The sequence below is a fragment of the Streptomyces sp. NBC_00525 genome, from assembly GCF_036346595.1.
Classification (GTDB): domain Bacteria; phylum Actinomycetota; class Actinomycetes; order Streptomycetales; family Streptomycetaceae; genus Streptomyces.
Map to the genome: position 1 here is coordinate 1,321,146 of NZ_CP107834.1, position 22,440 is coordinate 1,343,585.

Consider the following 22,440-nt stretch of genomic DNA (forward strand, 5'->3'; position numbering starts at 1 on the left):
CGGGCGGTCGTTCCGCCTCCTGTTCGGGAGGCGGGGCGGCCGCTTTTTGCTGTGTGTACGGGGTCAGTTGGGATGGGTGAGGGGGACGAGGGTGGGGGGCTGGGCGGGGATGGCGGGCTGGGTGAGGCCGAAGGTGGTGAAGGCGGTGCGGTGTGGCAGGGGGTAGGGGTTGGTGCCGGTGAGGTCGTTGAGGATGGTGGCGCTGCGCCAGGCGGCGAGGCCGAGGTCGGGGGTGCCGACGCCGTGGGTGTGGCGTTCGGCGTTCTGTACGTAGATGTGGCCGGTGATGGCGGGGCCGAGGTCGAGGCGTTGGTGTGTGTCGACGCGGGGGCGTCCTGCGGTGTCGCGGCGCAGGTGGGGGCGGAGGTGTTCGAGGAGGGTGTCGAGGGGGCGTTCGCGGTAGCCGGTGGCGAGGACGACGGCGTCGGTGGTGATGCGGGTGCGGGTGCGTTGCTGGGTGTGTTCGAGGTGGAGTTCGACGCGGGTGTTGGCGACGCGTCCGGCGGTGCGTACGGCTACGCCGGGGGTGAGGGTGGCGTCGGGCCAGGCGCCGTGGAGGGTGCGGCGGTAGAGCTCGTCGTGGATGGCGGCGATGGTGTCGTGGTCGATGCCCTTGTGGAGCTGCCATTGCTGGGGGACGAGGGTGTCGCGTACGGGTTCGGGGAGTGCGTGGAAGTAGCGGGTGTAGTCGGGGGTGAAGTGTTCGAGGCCGAGTTTGGAGTACTCCATGGGGGCGAAGGCGGGGGTGCGGGCGAGCCAGTGGAGTCCTTCGCTGCCGGTGGGGCGGGCGCGCAGGAGGTCGAGGAAGATTTCGGCGCCGGATTGTCCTGAGCCGATGACGGTGATGTGGCGGGCGTCGAGGAGGCGGTCGCGGTGGTGGAGGTAGTCGGCGGAGTGGATGACGGGGGCGGTGGTGGGGTGGGTGTCGGTGAGGGGTTTGAGGGGTTCGGGGATGTGGGGTTCGGTGCCGATGCCGAGGGCGATGTGGCGGGTGTGAGTGCGGCCGAGTGAGGCGGCTTCGCCGTGGGCGTCGAGTTGGGTGTGGTCGATTTCGAAGTGGGCGGCGTGGGGGTCCCAGCGGATGGTGTCGACCTGGTGGCCGAAGTGGAGTGCGGGGAGTTGGGTGCTGACCCAGCGGCAGTAGGCGTCGTATTCGGAGCGGTGGATGTGGAAGCGCTCGGCGAAGTAGAAGGGGTAGAGGCGGTCCTGGGTGCGTTGGTAGTTGAGGAAGCTCCAGGGGCTGGTGGGGTCGGCGAGGGTGACGAGGTCGGCGAGGAAGGGGACTTGGAGGGTGGCGCCTTCGATGAGGAGTCCGGGGTGCCAGTGGAAGGCGGGGCGCTGTTCGTAGAAGGCGGTGGTGAGGGGGGTGGGCAGACCGTGGGCGAGGGCGGCGAGGGAGAGGTTGAAGGGGCCGATGCCGATGCCGACGAGGTCGTGGATGCGGTGCGGGTCGGTGGGTGGGGCGGCGGCGGTCATCGGAGGGTGCTGCCTTCCTTGAGTTCGGCGGTGAGGTGGGTGACGAGGCCGAGGAGTCGGTGGAGGTCGTCGGGGGTGGTGTGGGGGTTGAGGAGGGTGGCCTTGAGCCAGAGGCGGCCTCGGGTGCGGGTGCGGCCGAGTACGGCGTGGCCGCGGGTGAGGAGGGTGCGGCGGAGGGTGGCGACGGTGTGGTCGTCGGCGTCGGTGGGGCGGAAGAGGACGGTGCTGATGGTGGGGCGGTCGTAGAGGTCGAGGCCGGGGGTGCGGGTGATGAGGTCGGCGAGGGTGTGGGCGGTGGCGCAGGTGCGGTCGACGAGGTCGGCGAGGCCGGTGCGGCCGAGGGCGCGGAGGGTGACGGCGATCTTGAGTGCGTCGGGGCGGCGGGTGGTGCGCAGGGAGCGGCCGAGGAGGTCGGGGAGGCCGGCTTCGGTGTCGTCGTCGGCGTTGAGGTAGGGGGCCTGGTGGTGGAGGGGGTGGAGGTGGTGGTGGTCGGGGACGGCGAGGATGCCGGCGGATGCGGGGAGCCAGCCGAGTTTGTGCAGGTCGAAGGTGACGCTGTGGGCGCGGTCGAGTCCGTCGAGGAGGGGGCGGTGGGTGGGGCTGAAGAGGAGGGGTCCGCCGTAGGCGGCGTCGATGTGGAGTTCGGCGCCGTGGTGGGCACAGAGGTCGGCGATGTCGGTGAGGGGGTCGATGTGGCCGGTGTCGGTGGTGCCCGCGGTGGCGGTGACGAGGAGGGGGCCGTGTCCGTGGTTGCGGCTGAGGGTGTCGTGGAGGGCGTGGAGGTCGATGGTGCCGTGGGGGGCGGGGACGGTGAGGGGTTCGGGGAGGCCGAGGAGCCAGGCGGCGCGGGTGATGCTGTGGTGGGCGTTGGCGCCGGTGATGGTCTGGACGGGGCCGTTGCGTTCGCGGGCGAGGAGGAGGCCGAGTTGGTTGGCTTCGGTGCCGCCGGTGGTGATGAGGGCGTCGGGGGTGGGGTGGTGGGGGTAGATCTCGGCGGCCAGTGCGGCGGTGGTTTCGGCTTCGAGGGTGGAGGCGGCGGGGGCCTGGTCCCAGGAGTCCATGGAGGGGTTGAGGGCGGAGGCGGCGAGGTCGGCGGCTGCGGCGAGGGCGAGGGGCGGGGTGTGGAGGTGGGCGGCGCAGAGGGGGTCGGCGGGGTCGGCGGCGCCTGCGGTGAGGGTTTCGACGAGGGTGGCGAGGGCGTGGTGGGCGCCGGTGCCCCGGTCGGGGATGAGGGGGGTGAGGGTGGTGCGGGTGCGGGGGGTGACGGCGTCGGGCCCGCCGGCGGGGAGGGGGCCGCCGCGGCGGAGGGCGCCTTCGGTGAGGGCGGTGAGGACGGTGTCGAGGAGGGGGCGCAGTGCGGCGGGGCCGGTGGTGGTGCCGGCGAGGGGCGGGAGGGGCATGGGGTGGCCGGTCCTTCGGGCGCGCGGTGGCGGGGTGCGGGCATGGGTGTGCGTGCCAGCTTGTCCGGGTTTCGAGCGGTGCGACCGGGGAGCGGGGTGATCTGAACACGAAAGGGTGGCGGGCCGCGGAGGGGGCCGGGTGGCGAGGGTCCGGGGTGGTATGGGGGCGGGAGTTCGCCCGGAAGGCGGGGGTGCGACGGGGCTTGCCCGAGCGGGGCAGGTTCGGCGCTGTGGCGGGGGGGTGGTCACTGGTGCGCGCGTGCCGGGCGGGAGCGAGCACGGTCGGGCGCCGATGTGCGCGTGCCCGGCGCGCTCCTCAGTGGGGCGGGCCGGGCACGGGCGGGCTGGTGGGGTCAGTGGGCGTCGCGTACGTGCAGGGCGCGGCGCAGGTCGTCCACCTGGTCGATGAGTTTGCGGCGGAGGGCGGGGATGAGCGCGGGGTCGTCGAGGGCTTCCTCGCCGAGGCGGAGGCTGTCCGCGTCGATGACGGACACCGGGAAGGCGTGGCGTCCGGCGGCTTCGGCGATGGCGGGGCCCCGGCGGGCGGCGAGTTCGGCGACCTCGGGGTAGAAGCGGGGCACGTACGCGCGTACGAGGTCGGTCTGTTCGGGCTGCCAGAAGCCCTGGGCGGTGGCGGTGAAGAGGTAGTTGGAGAGGCTGTCGTCGTGGAACATGGCGTCCCAGGCGGCGGCCTTGGCCTCGGGGGTGGGGAGGGCGGCGCGGCAGCGGGCGGCGCCTTCCTGGCCGGTGGCGCTGGGGTCGTTCTCCAGGGCGGCGGCGATGGCCTGTTCGTCGGTGGCGCCGAGGACGGCGAGGCGGGTGAGGATGCGCCAGCGCAGTTCGGGGTCGAGTTCGGGTCCGCCGGGGACGGTGTCGTCGGCGAGCCAGCCCTGGATGGTGTCGGGCTGGGTGGCGGCGTCGATGAGGTGGCGTACGGCGGTGAGGCGGAGGCCGGGGTGGGTGCCGTCCTCGGTGCGGCGGATGAGGTCGCGGCAGAGGGCGGTGAGGGTGGCGAGGGCGGCGGGCCGGTCCTCGGGGGCGGTGTAGCAGGCGGCGACCTGGCCGTCGGCGAATTCGAGGACGCCCTGGAGGAGGGCGAGGTCGGTTTCGTGGGGCAGGTGGGCGCGGGCGAGGTCGAGGTAGGTGCGGGGGGCGAGTTCGCCGTCGCGGACCATGTCGCGGGCGGCGTTCCAGATGACGGCGCGGGTGAGGGGGTCGGGGATGCCGGAGAGGCTGTCCTGGACGGTGGTCCGGGAGGCGGGGTCGAGGCGGATCTTGGCGTAGGTGAGGTCTTCGTCGTTGATGACGACGAGGGCGGGGCGGCGGCCGGGGCGGGTGGTGGGGGCGTCCTCGGGGATGCCGGCCTCGAAGCGTTCGCGCAGGACGAGGGGGGTGGGGCCGTGCTGGGTGTCGAGGGAGTGGTCGTAGGCGCCGACGCTGATGCGGTGGGGGCGGGTGCCCCGGTGGTCGACGGTGAGGGACCAGGTGGTCTCGGTCTCGGTGGTGCGGGCGGTGAGGGTGTCGACGCCGGTGGTGCGCAGCCACTGCTCGGCCCAGGCGTGGACGTCGCGGTCGGTGGCGGAGGCGAGGTTGTCGATGAAGTCGGCGAGGGTGGCGTTGCCGAACTTGTGGCGGGCGAAGTGGGTGTTGATGCCGGCGAGGAAGTCCTTCTCGCCGAGCCAGGCGACGAGCTGGCGGAGTGCGGAGGCGCCCTTGGCGTAGGAGATGCCGTCGAAGTTGAGGAGGGCGGAGGCGGTGTCGGGGACGTCGGCGGGGTCGGGGGCGACGGGGTGGGTGGAGGGGCGCTGGTCGGCGCTGTAGCCCCAGCCCTTGCGGGCGACGCCGAAGTCGACCCAGGTGTCGGTGAAGCGGGTGGCTTCGGCGAGGGTCTGGTAGCCCATGTACTCGGCGAAGGACTCGTTGAGCCAGATGTCGTCCCACCAGGCGAGGGTGACGAGGTCGCCGAACCACATGTGGGCCATTTCGTGGGCGATGACCATGCCGCGGGTCTGGCGTTCGGTGTCGGTGACGGCGGAGCGGTAGATGAATTCGTCGCGGAAGGTGACGAGGCCGGGGTTCTCCATGGCGCCGGCGTTGAATTCGGGGACGAATGCCTGGTCGTAGGAGTCGAAGGGGTAGGGCTCGTCGAATTTTTCCTGGAAGCGGTCGAAGCAGGCGCGGGTGATGTCGAGGATCTCGTCGGCGTCGGCGTCGAGGTGGGGGGCGAGGGAGCGGCGGCAGTGGATGCCGAAGGGCAGTCCGGCGTGTTCGGTGGTCACGGAGTGCCAGGGCCCGGCGGCGACGGCGACGAGGTAGGTGGAGAGGAGGGGGGTGGGGGCGATGGTCCAGCGGCCTTCGCCGGTGTGGCGGGTGATGCCGTTGCCGAGGACGGTCCAGCCTTCGGGGGCGGTGACGGTGAGGGCGAAGACGGATTTGAGGTCCGGCTGGTCGAAGGCGGCGAAGACGCGCTGGACGTCCTCCATGAAGAGCTGGGTGTAGACGTAGGTCTCGTTGTCGCTGGGGTCCGTGAAGCGGTGCATGCCCTCGCCGGTGCGGGAGTAGTGCATCGCGGCGTCGACGCGCAGCTCGTGGCGGCCCGTGGTGAGGCCGGTGAGCGGGTACCGGTTCTCGGTGAGGTGTCCGGGGTCCAGCGGCTGCCCGTCGAGGCTGATGGCGCGGAGGGTGGCGGGCTTGAGCTCGACGAAGGTGTCACCGTCGGTGCGGGCGGTGAACTCGATCACGGTGCGGGAGTCGAAGGTCTCCTCTCCCGTGGTGAGGTCGAGTTCGATGGTGTATCGCTGAACGTCGAGGATCTGGGCTCGGGCCTGCGCTTCATCGCGCGTCAGTACGGACATGGGGACATGCTGCCGTATGGGCGGTGCGGCGCGCAGGCGGGTTGTGGTGCGCGGGCCCGGCCCGGCTCAGTTGCCGTCCTGGGCGGACTCCTCGGCGATCCGCTCGTGGTGGCGGATGACCTCGGCGACGATGAAGTTGAGCAGCTTCTCGGCGAAGGCGGGGTCGAGGTGGGCGTTCTCGGCGAGCTGGCGCAGGCGGGCGATCTGGCGGGCCTCGCGGGCCGGGTCGGCCGGGGGGAGCTGGTGGGCGGCCTTGAGGTGGCCGACTTCCTGGGTGCATTTGAAGCGTTCGGCGAGCATGTGGACGACGGCCGCGTCGATGTTGTCGATGCTCTGGCGCAGCCGGTCGAGCTCGCCGCGTACGGAGTCGTCGATGTCGTTCGTGGTCATGGGCAGCGAGCTTACGGCGTGATCGTCGGCGGGTGGTCCGGGTCCGGTACGTGGTCGCTCCAGCCGCCGGGTACGGTGCGGCGCTGCTGGTCGCGGAAGCGTACGGGGGGCGTGCCGACGCGGCGGGTGAAGAGGCGGGAGAAGTAGGCGGGGTCGTCGTAGCCGACGCGGCGGGCGACGGCGGCGACGGGGAGGTCGCCGGTGGCGAGGAGTTCCTTGGCGCGGCCGAGCCGGATGCCGAGGAGGTAGTCCTTGGGGCTGCATCCGGCGCTGCGGCGGACGGCGGTGCGCAGTTCGGCGGGGGTCATGCCGTGGCGGGCGGCGTGTTCGGCGACGGTGAGCGGCTGGAGGGCGTCGCGGGCGAGGGCGCGCAGGACGGGGTCGTCGTCCGGGCCGGTGCCGGTGCGGGCGCGGCGCAGGGCGACGAGGAGTTCGTGGACGGCGGCGCCGGTCTCGGCCTCCAGGAGGGGGTTGCCGGGGCGGGCGGCCCTGACCATGCGGTGGACGGCGGCGCGGGGTGCGGTGGTGTCGGTGAGCGGGACGAGGGGGCGGTCGGGTTCGATGTAGCCGAGTTCGGTGTAGGCGGTGGTGGCGGGTCCGGTGAAGTCGACGAAGCTCTCGTCCCAGCCGGTGTCGGGGTCGGCGCCGTAGTGGTGCGGGGTGCCGGGGGTGAGCCAGAGGAGGGCGGGGGCGGTGACGGGCCGCCGCCGTCCGTCGGGGGCGGTGAACCATCCGCTGCCGGAGTGGACGACGACGGCGACGTGGTGGTCGAGGGTGCGGGGGCCGACGGGGGGCAGGGTGCCGTGCTGGAGGCCGACGCCGAGGCAGACGAGGCCGAGGCGGTGGTGGAGCGGTCCGGGGGTGAAGAAGCGCATCCAGGTCTGGTACATCGGCTCCTCCGTGCTCCCCGGTTCTCCTGCCTGTGTGCCTGGTGAGCAGGTGGTTTGTCCAATCAGCCGCGATTTTTGTCCATGGACCGGCCGGGCGCCAGGGGTGAGGCTGGAACGAGACATTTCACGCATCGGGAGAGCGGGCACCATGGCTGACTTCGGCGTCGGGGACGAGGATTTCCGGATCGACGGGCGGCCGGTGCGGCTGCTGTCGGGGGCGCTGCACTACTTCCGGGTGCACGAGGGGCAGTGGGACCACCGGCTGGCGATGCTGCGGGCGATGGGCCTGAACTGCGTGGAGACGTACGTGCCGTGGAATCTGCACGAGCCCCGGCCGGGCCGGTTCCGGGACGTGGGTGCGCTGGGCCGGTTCCTGGACGCGGCGGCGCGGGCCGGGCTGTGGGTGATCGTGCGGCCGGGCCCGTACATCTGCGCCGAGTGGGAGAACGGCGGGCTGCCGGTGTGGGTGACCGGGCGGTTCGGGCGGCGGGTGCGTACGCGGGACGAGGGGTTCCTCGACGCGGTGCGGGCCTGGTTCGCGCGGCTGCTGCCGCAGGTGGTGGAGCGGCAGGTGGACCGGGGCGGGCCGGTGATCATGGTGCAGGCGGAGAACGAGTACGGGAGTTACGGCAGCGACGCGGTGTATCTGCGCCGGGTGGCCGCGCTGCTGGGCGAGTTCGGGGTGACGGTGCCGCTGTTCACCTCGGACGGGCCGGAGGACCACATGCTGACCGGCGGTTCGGTGCCGGGTCTGCTCGCGACGGCCAATTTCGGTTCGGGGGCCGGTGAGGCGTTCGGAGTGCTGCGCCGGCACCGGGCGCCCGGTCCGCTGATGTGCATGGAGTTCTGGTGCGGCTGGTTCGAGCACTGGGGTGCGCCGCCGGTGGTGCGGGAGCCCGCGCGGGCGGCGGAGGCGCTGGCGGAGATCCTGGAGTGCGGGGCGTCGGTGAACGTCTACATGGCGCACGGCGGTACGAACTTCGCGGGCTGGGCGGGCGCCAACCGTTCGGGGCCGCTCCAGGACGGGGAGCTGCTGCCGACGGTGACGTCGTACGACTACGACGCGCCGGTGGACGAGTACGGGCGGGCCACGGAGAAGTTCCGCCTGTTCCGGGAGGTGCTCGCCCGGTACGCGGAGGGGCCGCTGCCGGCGTTGCCGGCCGAGCCGGTCGGCCTCGCCGCCCCGGTGCGGGCGGAGCTGACCGCGTGGGCGCCGCTGTCCGCGGTGCTGGAGGCGCTGGGCGAGGAGGAGCGGGCGGAGTCGGGGGTGCCGCCGACGTTCGAGGAGCTGGGGCTGGACCGGGGGCTGGTGCGCTACCGGGTGGCCGTGCCGGGTCCGCGCGGCCCGTATCCGCTGGGTGTGGCGGGGCTGCGGGACCGGGCGGTGGTGTACGTGGACGGGGTGCGGCGGGGTGTGCTGAGCGAGGAGGAGGCGACGCTGGCGGAGCCGGTGGCCGGGCCGGCCGAGGTGGAGCTTTGGGTGGAGTCGCTGGGCCGGGTCAATTACGGGCCGCGGCTGGGCGAGCCGAAGGGGATCACCGGGGGTGTGCTGCACGAGCGCCAGTATCTGCACGGGGTGCGGGCGCGGGCGCTGCGGCTGGACGCGTTCGACGAGCCGGGCGCGATGGCGCGGGTGCCGTTCGCGCCGGTGGACGGGGCGGGCGGGCCGGGTCTGTACCGGGGTGTGTTCGAGTCGGTGGAGGTGGCGGGGGCGGATCACGCGGGTCTCGAACTGCCCGGCTGGACGCGGGGATTCGTCTGGGTGAACGGCTTCTGCCTGGGCCGATACTGGTCGGCGGGCCCGCAGCACACGCTGTACGTTCCCGGTCCGGTGCTGCGGGACGGGGTCAACGAGGTGTGGGTGCTGGAGACGGAGGGCGCGGGCGCGGCCCATGTGGAGCTGGGTCCGGGGCTGCCGGTGCGGGCGGCGGGCTGAGGACGGGCGACTGCGGGGCGGGCAACCGCGGGGCGGCCGGTCGCGTTCTACAGTGAGGAGGGGTCGAGCGTCGCGGGAGCGGGGGTACGGACGTGCCGGACAGTCTCCGCCGCAGCCCCGTCGAGCACGGCTTTCCGCATCTGGCGACGGTCCGTTCGGCGATCACCGCGCTGTACCGGCGGCTGGGGCCCGACGGGGTGCAGCGCTTCGACGCGAGTGTCGTCCCGGCCGACGCGGCGTTCACGGACGCGGAGGATCTGCATCCGGGGGCGCAGCGGGTGGCGCGGGCGATGGTGCGCCACTACCGGCTGCCGGACGCCCGGATGATCGTGGCGTTCCGGGCGATGGAGCACGCGGGGAGTGTGGAGCTGGCGGCGGGCCCGGAGTACTTCGTGGAGCTGAACGACCGCTTCCGTACGCATCGCCGGGACATCGGGGCCGCGTTGGCGCACGAGGTGGCGCATGTGCTGCTGCACCGGCTGGGTCTGGAGTTCCCCGGTACGCGGGACAACGAGATCCTGACGGATACGGCGGCGGCCTATCTGGGGGCGGGCTGGCTGCTGCTGGACGCGTTCCGGGAGGACGGGGTCTCCAGCCAGAAGCTGGGCTATCTGACCCCGGAGGAGTTCGGCTATGTGCTGGCGGAGCGGGCGCTGGTGTTCGGGGAGGACCCGTCGCCGTGGTTCACCAGTGCGCAGGCGTACACCGCGTATGTGGAGGGCCGGGCGCGGGCTCTGCGGGACGCCGCGCGGCCGCCGCTGACGGCGGCCGGCCGGTGGGAACGCCACCGTTACGCGAAGGACCGGCGGGAGGGGCGTGCGGCGCGCGGCCGGGATGCGGCCGGGTACGCGTTCACCGGGGGCGGGGACGGGTTGCGGGTGGAGTTTCCGTGCCCGGTCTGCCATCAGTGGAACCGGGTGGCGGTGCGGGGCCGGGTGCGGGTGCGGTGCGCGCTGTGCGGCGCGGTGCTGGACTGCACGACCTGAGACCGCCGGTCCGGGCGCGCCGCTGTGCCGGAGGGGTCCGGGCGGGCCCCTCCGGCATGGGGCCTAGGCGCCCCGGCGGCTGCGCGGTGCCGCACCGCGCGGCGCGGCACCGCTGCGGGAGCCTCCGGCGCCCGTACCGGCTCCGGCTCCGGCTCCGGTGCGGCGGCCGCGGCTGCGGCTGCGGCCCGTCGAGCGGGTGCCGGTGGCGGTGGCCGGTCTGCGCTGGGGCTGGGTCGGCTGCGGCACCTCTATGACGACCGCGACGCCGGAGGGCTCGCGGGCGCCGGTGAGGCGGGAGAGTTCCTCGTCGGTGGACTTGATGCGGGTGGTGCGGGGGGCGATGCCCGCGTCCTGCATCAGGCGGGTCATGTCCCGCTTCTCCTCGGGGAGCACCAGGGTGACGACGCTGCCGGACTCCCCCGCGCGGGCGGTGCGTCCGCCGCGGTGGAGGTAGTCCTTGTGGTCGGTGGGCGGGTCCACGTTGACGACGAGGTCGAGGTCGTCGACGTGGATGCCGCGGGCCGCCACGTTGGTCGCGACGAGGGCGGTGACCTGGCCGTTCTTGAACTGGTCCAGGGTCCGGTTGCGCTGCGGCTGGGTGCGTCCGCCGTGCAGGGCGGCGGCGCGTACCCCGCTGGCCAGCAGCCGCTTGGCGAAGCGGTCGGCGCCGCGCTTGGTGTCGACGAACATGATCACGCGGCCGTCGCGGGCGGCGATCCTGGTGGCGACGGCCTTCTTGTCGGTCTCGTCCAGGACGTGGAGGACGTGGTGCTCCATGGTGGTGACCGCGCCGGCCGAGGGGTCGACGGAGTGCACGACGGGGTCGGTGAGGAACATCTTGACCAGGCGGTCGATGTTCTTGTCCAGGGTCGCCGAGAACAGCATGCGCTGGCCGTCCGGCTCGACCTGCTTGAGCAGGGCGGTGACCTGGGGCATGAAGCCCATGTCGGCCATCTGGTCGGCCTCGTCGAGGACGGTGATCGCGACCTGGTCCAGGCGGCAGTCGCCGCGTTCGATGAGGTCCTTGAGCCGGCCGGGGGTGGCGACGAGCACCTCGGCGCCGCGCCGCAGGGTGGCGGACTGGCGGGTGATCGACATGCCGCCGACGACGGTGGCCAGGCGCAGGTTGACGGCGGTGGCGTACGGGGTCAGCGCGTCGGTGACCTGCTGGGCCAGTTCGCGGGTGGGGACGAGGACGAGGGCCAGGGGGGCCTTCGGTTCGGCGCGGCGGCCGGCGGTGCGGGCCAGGAGCGCGAGGCCGAAGGCGAGGGTCTTGCCGGAGCCGGTGCGGCCCCGGCCGAGGATGTCGCGGCCTGCCAGCGAGTTGGGCAGGGTGGCGCCCTGGATGGGGAACGGCGCGGTAACGCCCTGCGCGGTGAGGGTCTTCAGCAGGGCGGCGGGCATGTCCAGCTCGGCGAACGCCTCGACGGCGGGCAGTGCGGGGGTGATGGTTTCGGGCAGCGCGAATTCGCCCTGCGGCGGGGTGGCCCTGCGACGGGGCGACGCCTTGCCGGAACCCTGTGCGGTTGCCTTCGGCCGGGCCGCGCCGCGCCCTCGGGACGGGCGGTTGCGGGCGGGACGGTCCTGGCGTTCGGAGCGGGTCATACGGGTTGTCCTCCTGGGACAGCACGAGCCGGGGCCCGCACCGTGAAGGTGCGGACCCCGGCTGCGAAGGATGCGTCGCCGACGATCAGGCGGGGACGATGTTCTCCGCCTGCGGGCCCTTCTGGCCCTGCGTGACGTCGAAGCTGACCTTCTGGCCCTCGACGAGCTCGCGGAAGCCCTGGGCGTTGATGTTCGAGTAGTGGGCGAAGACGTCGGCGCCGCCGCCGTCCTGCTCGATGAAGCCGAAGCCCTTTTCAGAGTTGAACCACTTGACGGTTCCCGTAGCCATGTTGTTCTCCTTCAGGAGGTGCAGTGCCGGAAATTCGCAGGTCACGAATTCCAAGTCGCCGCATTGAGCCCCATCCGGAGAAAGCCGGAAAACAATAATGCGCCTGACGAAGCATTCCCGTCAGGCGCACATAAAGTCATGGGTACCAAAACTGCAACGGGACCAGCCTAGCACGGTCTGCCGCCGGACGATGTGAGGCAGGTCGCTCAGCCGTCCCCGGAGAGCGTCCCCTCGTCGTTCCCCCGGCGGACGGTGCGCAGGGGGCGGCCGGGGCGCCAGGTGCTGATGACGATGGTGTCGCCGCCCTCCAGGCCGACGCGCACCACCTCGGTGGGTTCGACGCGGAAGAGGTGGAAGGGCTCGGGCGGGGTGCGCTCCTCGATGAAGCGGGCGAGCACGGCGGGGTCGGTGATCTCGACGGCGCGCCCGGAGAAGCGGACGTCGCCGTCGGTCATCTCCGTGCCGGGTCCGGGGTTGGCGTGCACGCAGAAGCGGGGGTCGCGGCGCAGGTCGAGGGCCTTGCGGGAGTTCGGCATCATGCCGAGGTGGGGCTCGTCGCGCCAGAAGTCGACCTCCAGGCCGGTGAGCCGGGGTGATCCGTCGGCGCGGAGGGTGGCGAGGACGTGGTGCCGGTAGAGGCCGAAGCGGTGGCGGACGGTGTCGGCGAAGCCGGGTTCGGCGGTGCGGAAGTCGGTCCAGGTCGTGGTGGTCATGGCGCCATGGAATCCGGGATACCCGACATCCTCTGTCCGTTTTTCCGCAGGAGTCCTCGTGCCCACCCGTTCGGGCTCCGGGGGCGCCCCGCCCTGGGTCGGGCGCCCGGTGCCGCATTCGCTATCTTGTTCGCCGCCGACCCCCCACCGGCCGCCGCATACCCGTACGGACGAAGGAGCCGGCCATGGAGGCCGACGTCACCACGTGTTACCGCCATCCCTCGTACGAGACGTATGTGAGCTGCGTGCGCTGCGAGCGGTTCATCTGCCCGGCCTGTATGCGGGAGGCGGCGGTGGGCCACCAGTGCGTGGAGTGCGTGAAGGAGGGGCAGCGCTCGATACGCCGGACCCGGACGGCGTTCGGCGGCACGGTGTCGCGGTCCGCGGTGCCGGTCGTGACGTATGTGCTGATCGGTTTGAACGTGCTGGCGTATCTGGCGGAGCTGATACGTCCGGGGCTCGTCGACCGGTTCGAGATGGCGGGGGCCTGGCTGACCGACGCGGACGGCGGGCGCTATGTCTACGTCGACGGCGGCTATCCGGGGTTCGACGTGGTGGGGGTGGTGGGCGGCGAGTGGTACCGGCTGCTGACCGGCTCCTTCCTCCATCTGCCGCCGGACGGCACGTCGTTCGGGTCGCTGCCGTTCGGGGTGCTGCACATCGTGTTCAACATGTACGCGCTGTGGACGCTCGGCCGGGGCGTGGAGGAGCAGCTGGGCCGGGTCCGTTTCCTGGCCCTGTATCTGCTGTCCGCGCTGGGCGGCTCGGTGCTGGTGTACCTGGTGTCGCCGACGGACGCGGTGGTGGGCGCCTCGGGTGCGATATTCGGTCTCGTCGCCGCGTTCTACGTCATCGGCCGGCGGCTGGGCCGGGACCGGCGGGAGGTCAACGGTTTCCTGGCCGGGTTCCTGGTGTGGATGCTGCTCTCGGCGGCCTTCACCTCGTGGGAGGCGCACCTGGGCGGTCTGCTGACCGGTGCGGCGGTGACGGTGGTGTACGCGTACGCCCCCGCCGGGCGGCGGACGGCGGTGCAGGCGGCCGGCTGTGTGGTGCTGGGGGCGGTGCTGGTGCTGCTGGTGGTCCTGAAGACGGCGGCGCTGACCGGCTGAGCGGGGCCGGTGGCCGGGTCCCGGTCTGACACGATGACCGGCATGCGGAACGATCACTTCCCGCGGCTCTTCCCTGCCCCGGTGCGGCGGCTGCATCCTTTGGACTGGCTGGCCGGCGGGCTGCTGCTGGCGGGGGTGGCCGCCGTGGCGACCGGGCTGCTGCCGTCCGGTCCCGCGCAGGAGCAGCTGCGGCGCATCGGTCCGCTGCTGGCGTTCCTGGCGACGGTGATCGTGCTGGCGGAGCTGGCGGGCCGGGCGCAGGTCTTCGACGTGGTCGCGGCGTGGGTGGCGCGGGCGGGCCGGGGGCGCTATCCGCTGCTGTTCGGGCTGTGCGTGGCGTTCGCCTCGCTGACCACGATCACGCTGAACCTGGACACCACGGCGGTGCTGCTCACTCCGGTGATGCTGGCGCTCGCCGGGCGGGTGGGCATCGCGGCGGTGCCGCTGGCGATGACGACGGTGTGGCTGGCCAATACGGCGAGTCTGCTGCTGCCGGTGTCGAACCTGACCAATCTGCTGGCGGCGGACCGGGTGGCGCTGTCACCGGCCGGGCTGGCCGCCGTGATGTGGCTGCCGCAGCTGGCCGCGATCGGGGTGACGGCGCTGTGCCTGTGGGTGTTCTACTGGCGCCGGGGGCGGCGGGGCGCCGACACGTACACGCCGCCGGCGCTGCCCGTGCCCGGGGACCGGGTGCTGCTGGGGGTGTGCTCGGTGGCGTGTGCCGGGTTCCTGCTGGCGATCCTGCTGGTCGATGTGCCCCTGTGGTCGGCGTCGCTGGTGGCGATGGCGGTCGTGGTGGCGGCGTACGCGGTGCGGCGGCGCGGGGAGCTGCGGCTCTCGCTGGTGCCGTGGCGGCTGCTGGTCCTGGTGCCGGGGATGTTCCTGGTGGTGGAGACGGTCGAGGCGCACGGGCTGCACGAGGTGCTGATGCGGGCGCTGGGCTCGGACGAGGGCCTGGCGGGGCTGCTGCGTACGGCGGGGGTGGGTGCCGGGCTCGCCAACGTACTGAACAACCTTCCGGCGTACGTGGCGGGCGAGGCGGTCGTGCCGGCGGATCACCACCGGCAGTTGCTCGCGCTGCTGATCGGGGTCAACGCGGGGCCGCTGGTGACGCCGTGGGGGTCGCTGGCGACGCTGCTGTGGTTCGAGCGGTGCCGGTGGCAGGGGACCCGGATCGGGGTGGGGCGCTTCGCGCTGACCGGTCTGGTGCTCGCGGTGGCGGCGACGGGGGCGGCGACCTGTGCGCTGGCCCTGACCGCCTGAGCCGTACCTGTCCCCGGACGCGCCACGGCGCCTGCCGGGTCCGGTCGGGGACGGGCAGGCGCCGCGTTCAGTTCCGCACGCCGTTGTGCGGGACGTCTGTGGTGCCGTATCAGACCGTGAGGGCACGGTCCGTCGGGCGGATCGGGGCCGGCAGGGCGCTGGCTCCGGTCAGGAAGCGGTCCACGCCGCGTGCCGCGGAGCGGCCCTCGGCGATGGCCCAGACGATGAGGGACTGGCCGCGGCCCGCGTCCCCGGCGACGAACACGCCGTCGACGTTGGTCGCGTAGTCCGCGTCACGGTCGATGTTGCCCCGTGCGTCGAGCTCCAAACCGAACTGCTGGACCAATCCGTTGGACTGGTCGGTGCCGGTGAAGCCCATCGCGAGCGTGACCAGCTGCGCGGGGATGACCCGCTCGGTGCCGGGCTTCTGCTCCAGCTTACCGTCCTTGAACTCCACCTCGACGAGGTGGAGGGCCTGGACGTTGCCGTCCTCGTCGCCCTCGAAGCGGGTGGTGGAGACGGAGTAGACCCGCTCGCCGCCCTCCTCGTGCGCGGAGGTGACCTTGTAGAGCATGGGGAACGTCGGCCAGGGCTGGTTGGCGTTCCGCTCCTCGCCGGGCCGGGGCATGATCTCCAGCTGGGTGACGGACAGGGCGCCCTGGCGGTGCGCGGTGCCGACGCAGTCGGCGCCGGTGTCGCCGCCGCCGATGACGACGACGTGCTTGCCCTCGGCGGTGATCGGGGAGACCGTCAGGTCGCCCTCCTGCACCTTGTTGGCGAGCGGCAGGTACTCCATCGCGAAGTGCACGCCGTTCAGCTCGCGGCCCGGCACGGGCAGGTCGCGCGAGACGGTGGCGCCGGCGGCGATGACCACGGCGTCGTAGCGGCGGCGCAGCTTCGCGGCGTCGATGTCCCGGCCGATCTCGATCTCGGTGCGGAACTTGGTGCCCTCGGCGCGCATCTGCTCGATGCGGCGGTTGATGTGCGACTTCTCCATCTTGAACTCGGGGATGCCGTAGCGCAGGAGGCCCCCGATGCGGTCCGCGCGCTCGTAGACGGCGACGGTGTGGCCGGCGCGGGTGAGCTGCTGGGCGGCGGCGAGGCCGGCCGGTCCCGAGCCGATGACGGCGACGGTCTTGCCGGACAGGCGCTCCGGCGGCCGCGGGGTGACGTCGCCGTTGCCCCACGCCTTGTCGATGATGGAGACCTCGACGTTCTTGATGGTGACGGCCGGCTGGTTGATGCCGAGCACGCACGCCGACTCGCAGGGGGCCGGGCACAGCCGCCCGGTGAACTCCGGGAAGTTGTTGGTGGCGTGCAGCCGTTCGGCGGCGGCGGACCAGTCCTCGCGGTAGGCGTAGTCGTTCCACTCGGGGATGAGGTTTCCGAGCGGGCAGCCGTTGTGGCAGAACGGGATGCCGCAGTCCATGCAGCGGCCGGCCTGCTTGCTGATGATCGGGAGCAGCGAGCCCGGAACGTAGACCTCGTTCCAGTCCTTGACGCGCTCGTCCGCCGGGCGGGTGCGCGCGACCTCGCGGCCGGTGGTCAGGAAGCCCTTGGGGTCAGCCATTGGTCGCCGCCTCCATCATCTTCTCGGTGGTCTCCTGCTCGGAGAGACCGGCGAGCTCAGCGGCGTCCTTGGCGGCGAGCACTGCCTTGTAGGTGGACGGGATGATCTTGCTGAAGCGGGTCACGGCGGTGTCCCACTCGGCGAGGAGCTTTCCGGCGACGGTGGAGCCGGTCTCCTCCTGGTGGCGGCGCACGACGTCGTGCAGCCACTGGGTGTCGGTGTCGGTGAGTTCCTCGACGGCGCCGAGGTTGCCGGCGTTGACGTTGTCGCGGTCGAGGTCGATGACGTAGGCGACGCCGCCGGACATGCCGGCCGCGAAGTTGCGTCCGGTCTCGCCGAGGACGACGGCGTGGCCGCCGGTCATGTACTCGCAGCCGTGGTCGCCCACGCCTTCGGAGACGACGGTGGCGCCGGAGTTGCGGACGCAGAAGCGTTCGCCGGTGCGGCCGCGCAGGAAGAGTTCGCCGCCGGTGGCGCCGTAGGCGATGGTGTTGCCGGCGATGGTGGAGTACTCGGCGAGGTGGTCGGCGCCCCGGTCGGGGCGGACGACGACGCGGCCGCCGGACAGGCCCTTGCCGACGTAGTCGTTGGCGTCGCCCTCCAGGCGGAGGGTGACCCCGCTGGGCAGGAAGGCGCCGAAGGACTGGCCCGCGGAGCCGGTGAAGGTGATGTCGATGGTGTCCTGGGGCAGGCCCGCACCGCCGAACTTCTTGGTGACCTCGTGGCCGAGCATGGTGCCGACCGTGCGGTTGATGTTGCGGATCGCGATCTGGGCGCGGACCGGCTGGGCGGCCTCGGGGGTGTCGGCCCCGATGGCGTCGGCGGCGAGCCTGATCAGCTCGTTGTCGAGCGCCTTGTCCAGGCCGTGGTCCTGCTCGGTGTTCCGGTACCGGACGGCGCCTTCGGGCAGTTCGGGGACGTGGAACAGCGGGGCGAGGTCCAGGCCCTGGGCCTTCCAGTGGGTGACGGCCCGGTCGGTGTCGAGGAGTTCGGCGTGGCCGACCGCCTCCTCGATGGTGCGGAAGCCGAGTTCGGCGAGGAGTTCGCGGACCTCCTGGGCGATGAACTCGAAGAAGTTGACGATGTACTCGGCCTTGCCGGAGAAGCGGTCGCGCAGGACCGGGTTCTGGGTGGCGATGCCGACCGGGCAGGTGTCGAGGTGGCAGACGCGCATCATGACGCAGCCGGAGACGACGAGCGGCGCGGTCGCGAAGCCGAACTCCTCGGCGCCGAGGAGGGCGGCGATGACGACGTCGCGGCCGGTCTTGAGCTGGCCGTCGGTCTGCACGACGATGCGGTCGCGCAGACCGTTGAGCAGCAGCGTCTGCTGGGTCTCGGCCAGGCCCAGCTCCCAGGGGCCGCCCGCGTGCTTGAGCGAGGTGAGCGGGGACGCGCCCGTGCCGCCGTCGTGGCCGGAGATGAGGACGACGTCCGCGTGGGCCTTGGAGACACCGGCGGCGACCGTGCCGACGCCGACCTCGGAGACCAGCTTCACGTGGATGCGGGCCGCCGGGTTGGCGTTCTTGAGGTCGTGGATCAGCTGGGCCAGGTCCTCGATGGAGTAGATGTCGTGGTGCGGCGGCGGCGAGATGAGGCCGACGCCCGGCGTGGAGTGCCGGGTCTTCGCGACCCACGGGTAGACCTTGTGGCCGGGCAGCTGGCCGCCCTCGCCGGGCTTGGCGCCCTGGGCCATCTTGATCTGGATGTCGTCCGCGTTGACCAGGTACTCGCTGGTGACGCCGAAGCGGCCGGAGGCGACCTGCTTGATGGAGGAGCGGCGGGCCGGGTCGTAGAGCCGTTCGGCGTCCTCGCCGCCCTCGCCGGTGTTGGACTTGCCGCCCAGCTGGTTCATGGCGATGGCGAGGGTCTCGTGCGCCTCGCGCGAGATGGAGCCGTAGGACATGGCGCCGGTGGAGAAGCGCTTGACGATCTCCGAGACGGGCTCGACCTCCTCGATGTCGATCAAGGGGCGGTCGGAGGTGAAGCCGAACAGGCCGCGCAGCGTCATCAGCCGCTCGGACTGCTCGTTCACCCGGTCCGTGTACTTCTTGAAGATGTCGTACCGGCGGTTGCGGGTGGCGTGCTGGAGGCGGAAGACGGTCTCCGGGTCGAACAGGTGCGGTTCGCCCTCGCGGCGCCACTGGTACTCGCCGCCGATCTCCAGCGCGCGGTGCGAGGCGGAGATGCCGGTGGCGGGGTAGCCCTTGGCGTGCCGGGCGGCGACCTCCTTGGCGACGACGTCGAGGCCGGCGCCGCCGATCTTGGTGGCGGTGCCGTTGAAGTAGCGGTCGACGAACGCCTGGTCGAGGCCGACCGCCTCGAAGACCTGGGCGCCGCGGTAGGAGGCGACCGTGGAGATGCCCATCTTGGACATGACCTTCAGGACGCCCTTGCCCAGCGCGTGGATGAGGTTGCGGATGGCCTGCTCGGCCTCGATGCCCTCGATGAAGGTGCCGGCCCGGACCAGGTCCTCGACGGACTCCATGGCCAGGTACGGGTTGACCGCCGCGGCGCCGAAGCCGATCAGCAGCGCGATGTGGTGGACCTCGCGGACGTCGCCGGCCTCGACCAGCAGGCCCACCTGGGTGCGCTGCTTGGTGCGGATGAGGTGGTGGTGGACGGCGGAGGTGAGCAGCAGCGAGGGGATCGGGGCGTGCTCGGCGTCGGAGTGCCGGTCGGACAGGACGATGAGGCGGGCGCCGTCCTCGATGGCGGCGTCGGCCTCGGCGCAGATCTCGTCGATCCGGGCGGCCAGCGCGTCGCCGCCGCCGCCGACCCGGTAGAGGCCGGAGAGGGTGGCGGCCTTCATGCCGGGCATGTCGCCGTCGGCGTTGATGTGTATGAGCTTGGCCAGCTCGTCGTTGTCGATCACCGGGAAGGGCAGGGCGACGCTGCGGCAGGAGGCGGCGTTCGGCTCCAGGAGGTTGCCCGAGGGGCCGAGGACGGAGCGCAGCGAGGTGACGAGCTCCTCGCGGATGGCGTCCAGCGGCGGGTTGGTGACCTGGGCGAACAGCTGGGTGAAGTAGTCGAAGAGCAGCCGGGGCCGGGCGGAGAGCGCGGCGATCGGCGAGTCGGTGCCCATGGAGCCGAGCGGTTCGCCGCCGGTGCGGGCCATGGGGGCGAGGATGACGCGCAGCTCTTCCTCGGTGTAGCCGAAGGTCTGCTGGCGGCGGGTGACCGAGGCGTGGGTGTGGACGATGTGCTCCCGCTCGGGGAGGTCGCCCAGCTCGATCTCGCCGGTGGCCAGCCACTCCTGGTAGGGGTGCTCGGCGGCGAGGGACGCCTTGATCTCGTCGTCCTCGATGATGCGGTGCTCGGCGGTGTCCACGAGGAACATCCGGCCGGGCTGGAGGCGGCCCTTGCGGACGACCTTGGCGGGGTCGATGTCCAGGACGCCGACCTCGGAGGAGAGGACGACCAGTCCGTCGTCGGTGACCCAGTAGCGGCCGGGGCGCAGCCCGTTGCGGTCGAGGACCGCGCCGACCTGGACGCCGTCGGTGAAGGTGACGCAGGCCGGGCCGTCCCAGGGCTCCATCAGCGCGGAGTGGTACCGGTAGAAGGCGCGGCGGGCCGGGTCCATCGAGTCGTGGTTCTCCCACGCCTCGGGGACCATCATCAGCACCGAGTGCGGCAGCGAGCGGCCGCCGAGGTGGAGCAGCTCCAGGACCTCGTCGAAGGAGGCGGAGTCGGAGGCGTCCGGGGTGCAGACGGGGAAGATCCGGTCCAGGGGCGCGTCGCCGAAGAGGCCGGAGGCGAGCTGGGACTCGCGGGCCCGCATCCAGTTGCGGTTGCCCTTGACCGTGTTGATCTCACCGTTGTGCGCGACGAAGCGGTACGGGTGTGCGAGCGGCCAGCTCGGGAAGGTGTTGGTGGAGAAGCGCGAGTGGACCAGGGCGACCGCGGTGGCGAACCGGGGGTCGGACAGGTCGGGGAAGAAGGGTTCGAGCTGGCCGGTGGTCAGCATGCCCTTGTAGACGAGGGTGCGGGCGGAGAGCGAGGGGAAGTAGACCCCGGCCTCGCGCTCGGCGCGCTTGCGCAGGACGAATGCCTTGCGGTCCAGGGCGATGCCGGTGCTCTCGCCGTCCGCGACGAAGAGCTGGCGGAACTCGGGCATGGTGGCGCGGGCGCCGTTGCCGAGGATGCCGGGGGTGACCGGGACCTCGCGCCAGCCGAGGACGGTGAGGCCCTCCTCGGCGGCGAGGGTCTCCAGGGCGGCGACGGCCGCGGTGGAGTCGTCGGCGGGCAGGAAGGCGATGCCGACCGCGTAGACGCCGGCGTCGGGGAGGGTGAAGGGGACCTCGGCACGCAGGAAGGCGTCCGGGACCTGGAGGAGGATTCCGGCGCCGTCACCGGAGTCGGGCTCCGAGCCGGTGGCACCGCGGTGTTCGAGGTTGCGCAGCACGGTCAGCGCCTGCTCGACCATTTCGTGGGCCGGCACACCGGTGAGGGTGGCTACGAACCCCACGCCACAGGCGTCGTGCTCGTTGCGGGGGTCGTACATCCCCTGGGGGGCGGGGCGACCGTCCATGGGCGACCAGGCGTCGGTACGCATCGGCTCTCCCGTCGTCGTCGTGGCATATGCGGTGCCGAGGGACGACGTTGGCCCTCTGCGAAAAGATGATGCAGGTTACATGATGGGGCGCTTCTCACAAAGCGGATGAACTGATCCAACATGCGGACACCGTCGAAGACGGTGAAATGGGTCGCTGTCGGATGATCGGCGCCCTGGGAGACCGCGGGGGCAGGCTTCTTCGCCTGCGGTGCCTACGGCTATTGCCCGGTGGCGGGGAAACCCAAACCACCACGCGATGACTACTTATGTGTAGTCCTGCATAGAGACTCATTTTACGATGCGCGGGGCACCCCCGCCCAGGGGCGCCGATCGGGACGTACGTCACACGATCGGCCCGCACATATCGGGCCGATCGTGTGAAAGCCGGGCCGCTCGGCCCGCGTGGAGGCCGGTCAGCCGCCGACCGCCACGCCGAACAGCGATCCGAGTCCGTAGGTGATCGCGGCCGCCGCGCCACCGAGGGCCAGCTGTCGCAGTCCGCTGAACCACCAGCTGCGGGCGGTCACCCGGGCCACCACCGCGCCGCAGCCGAACAGCCCCGCCAGGGCCAGCAGCACGGCCGGCCACAGCGCGTCCGCGCCCAGCAGATAGGGCAGTACGGGCAGCAGGGCGCCCAGCGCGAAGGCCCCGAACGAGGAGCCCGCGGCCACCAGCGGCGAGGGCAGGTCGCCCGGATCGATGCCCAGCTCCTCGCGGGCGTGTATCTCCAGGGCCTGTTCCGGGTCGCGCGAGAGCTGGCGGGCCACCTCGCGGGCGAGCGCGGGTTCGACGCCGCGCGACTCGTAGAGCGCGGCCAGCTCACGTTCCTCGTCCACCGGGTGCTTGCGCAGCTCGCGCCGCTCGACGTCCAGCTCGGCCTCGACCAGTTCGCGCTGGGAGGCGACGGAGGTGTACTCGCCGGCGGCCATCGAGAAGGCACCGGCGGCCAGCCCGGCCAGGCCGGTGATGACGATGGTGCGGTGCGACACGTCGCCGCCCGCGACGCCGGTCATCAGGGCGAGGTTGGAGACCAGCCCGTCCATCGCGCCGAAGACCGCGGGACGCAGCCAGCCGCCGTTGACGTCACGGTGGGTGTGGTTGTCCCGGTGCGCCTCGTGCAGTACGGCGTCGGTCTCGATGATGGCCACGGCGGTCTCTCTCCCCTTCTCCGGAGACGGGCCTTCTGCCCGCCCGCCCCCGCTCGACACCTCGAAAGTACGCACGAAAAAACGCTCCCGCCAGCAAGGCAGGCCGTACTTACCACCCTGCGTAACCGGATAGGTACGGCTTGCCTTGCTGTCCGGAAGGCTTCATCCGAGTGGCCCTTTTGTGCGGATGATCTGCCTTCGTCCCCGCTCCGCGTGGAACGGATTCCACAGGCACGAGTACTGGCTCGGTACGAGCGA

The 22,440-nt window shown here is 72.1% G+C and carries 15 protein-coding genes; 4 read left to right on the forward strand and 11 right to left on the reverse strand.

Annotated features, from left to right (window positions below; genetic code table 11):
- Positions 1 to 63: 63 nt before the first annotated feature.
- The 5 genes from OG710_RS05860 to OG710_RS05880 all read right to left on the reverse strand — a co-directional run bounded on the left by OG710_RS05860 (position 64) and on the right by OG710_RS05880 (position 7,011).
- Positions 64 to 1,476, reverse strand: coding sequence for a lysine N(6)-hydroxylase/L-ornithine N(5)-oxygenase family protein (locus OG710_RS05860; protein WP_330238371.1), 1,413 nt, complete (start codon positions 1,474 to 1,476; stop codon positions 64 to 66).
- The gene (locus tag OG710_RS05865; RefSeq protein ID WP_330238372.1) at positions 1,473 to 2,876 is read right to left on the reverse strand and encodes a pyridoxal phosphate-dependent decarboxylase family protein; all 1,404 of its coding nucleotides are present in this window, start codon (positions 2,874 to 2,876) and stop codon (positions 1,473 to 1,475) included. Before OG710_RS05865 ends, OG710_RS05860 begins: the two co-directional genes overlap by 4 nt.
- A gap of 353 nt (positions 2,877 to 3,229) precedes the next feature.
- Entirely contained in the window at positions 3,230 to 5,731 is a 2,502-nt protein-coding gene (pepN, locus tag OG710_RS05870) for an aminopeptidase N (RefSeq protein WP_330238373.1), read from the reverse strand.
- A 66-nt stretch (positions 5,732 to 5,797) separates the two neighbouring features.
- Positions 5,798 to 6,121, reverse strand: coding sequence for a chorismate mutase (locus OG710_RS05875; protein WP_330238374.1), 324 nt, complete (start codon positions 6,119 to 6,121; stop codon positions 5,798 to 5,800).
- Positions 6,122 to 6,132: 11 nt separating this feature from the next.
- The gene (locus tag OG710_RS05880; RefSeq protein ID WP_330238375.1) at positions 6,133 to 7,011 is read right to left on the reverse strand and encodes a helix-turn-helix domain-containing protein; all 879 of its coding nucleotides are present in this window, start codon (positions 7,009 to 7,011) and stop codon (positions 6,133 to 6,135) included.
- Positions 7,012 to 7,159: 148 nt separating this feature from the next.
- Here OG710_RS05880 and OG710_RS05885 point away from each other — a divergent pair, with 148 nt between their 5' ends.
- Positions 7,160 to 8,947 (forward strand): glycoside hydrolase family 35 protein, encoded by a 1,788-nt coding sequence (locus OG710_RS05885; RefSeq protein ID WP_330238376.1) that lies wholly within the window; start codon positions 7,160 to 7,162, stop codon positions 8,945 to 8,947.
- Between the two features lie 92 nt (positions 8,948 to 9,039).
- Positions 9,040 to 9,933, forward strand: a complete 894-nt coding sequence (locus OG710_RS05890) for a hypothetical protein (protein WP_330238377.1) — start codon at positions 9,040 to 9,042, stop codon at positions 9,931 to 9,933.
- A gap of 63 nt (positions 9,934 to 9,996) precedes the next feature.
- Here the strand turns inward: OG710_RS05890 and OG710_RS05895 are convergent, their stop codons facing one another.
- From OG710_RS05895 to OG710_RS05905, 3 genes are all read right to left on the reverse strand, one after another.
- On the reverse strand, positions 9,997 to 11,538 hold the full coding sequence (locus tag OG710_RS05895; protein WP_330238378.1) for a DEAD/DEAH box helicase: 1,542 nt from the start codon (positions 11,536 to 11,538) through the stop codon (positions 9,997 to 9,999).
- A gap of 85 nt (positions 11,539 to 11,623) precedes the next feature.
- A complete protein-coding gene (locus OG710_RS05900; RefSeq protein WP_018104519.1) occupies positions 11,624 to 11,827 on the reverse strand; it encodes a cold-shock protein in 204 nt (67 codons plus the stop codon).
- A gap of 206 nt (positions 11,828 to 12,033) precedes the next feature.
- Positions 12,034 to 12,540: a pyridoxamine 5'-phosphate oxidase family protein gene (locus tag OG710_RS05905; RefSeq protein ID WP_330238379.1), complete on the reverse strand. Its 507-nt coding sequence runs from the start codon at positions 12,538 to 12,540 to the stop codon at positions 12,034 to 12,036.
- A 185-nt stretch (positions 12,541 to 12,725) separates the two neighbouring features.
- On the opposite strand from OG710_RS05905, the gene OG710_RS05910 reads away from it, so the two are divergent.
- Both OG710_RS05910 and OG710_RS05915 read left to right on the forward strand, forming a co-directional pair.
- A complete protein-coding gene (locus OG710_RS05910) occupies positions 12,726 to 13,649 on the forward strand; it encodes a rhomboid family intramembrane serine protease (protein WP_111332825.1) in 924 nt (307 codons plus the stop codon).
- A 42-nt stretch (positions 13,650 to 13,691) separates the two neighbouring features.
- Positions 13,692 to 14,912, forward strand: a complete 1,221-nt coding sequence (locus tag OG710_RS05915) for an SLC13 family permease (RefSeq protein ID WP_330238380.1) — start codon at positions 13,692 to 13,694, stop codon at positions 14,910 to 14,912.
- Between the two features lie 109 nt (positions 14,913 to 15,021).
- Here OG710_RS05915 and OG710_RS05920 read toward each other — a convergent pair whose 3' ends face one another.
- The 3 genes from OG710_RS05920 to OG710_RS05930 all read right to left on the reverse strand — a co-directional run bounded on the left by OG710_RS05920 (position 15,022) and on the right by OG710_RS05930 (position 22,182).
- The gene (locus tag OG710_RS05920; RefSeq protein WP_111332822.1) at positions 15,022 to 16,482 is read right to left on the reverse strand and encodes a glutamate synthase subunit beta; all 1,461 of its coding nucleotides are present in this window, start codon (positions 16,480 to 16,482) and stop codon (positions 15,022 to 15,024) included.
- A complete protein-coding gene (gene gltB, locus OG710_RS05925; protein ID WP_330238381.1) occupies positions 16,475 to 21,034 on the reverse strand; it encodes a glutamate synthase large subunit in 4,560 nt (1,519 codons plus the stop codon). Before gltB ends, OG710_RS05920 begins: the two co-directional genes overlap by 8 nt.
- Positions 21,035 to 21,447: 413 nt before the next feature.
- Positions 21,448 to 22,182: a VIT1/CCC1 transporter family protein gene (locus OG710_RS05930; RefSeq protein ID WP_111332817.1), complete on the reverse strand. Its 735-nt coding sequence runs from the start codon at positions 22,180 to 22,182 to the stop codon at positions 21,448 to 21,450.
- Positions 22,183 to 22,440: the final 258 nt, after the last annotated feature.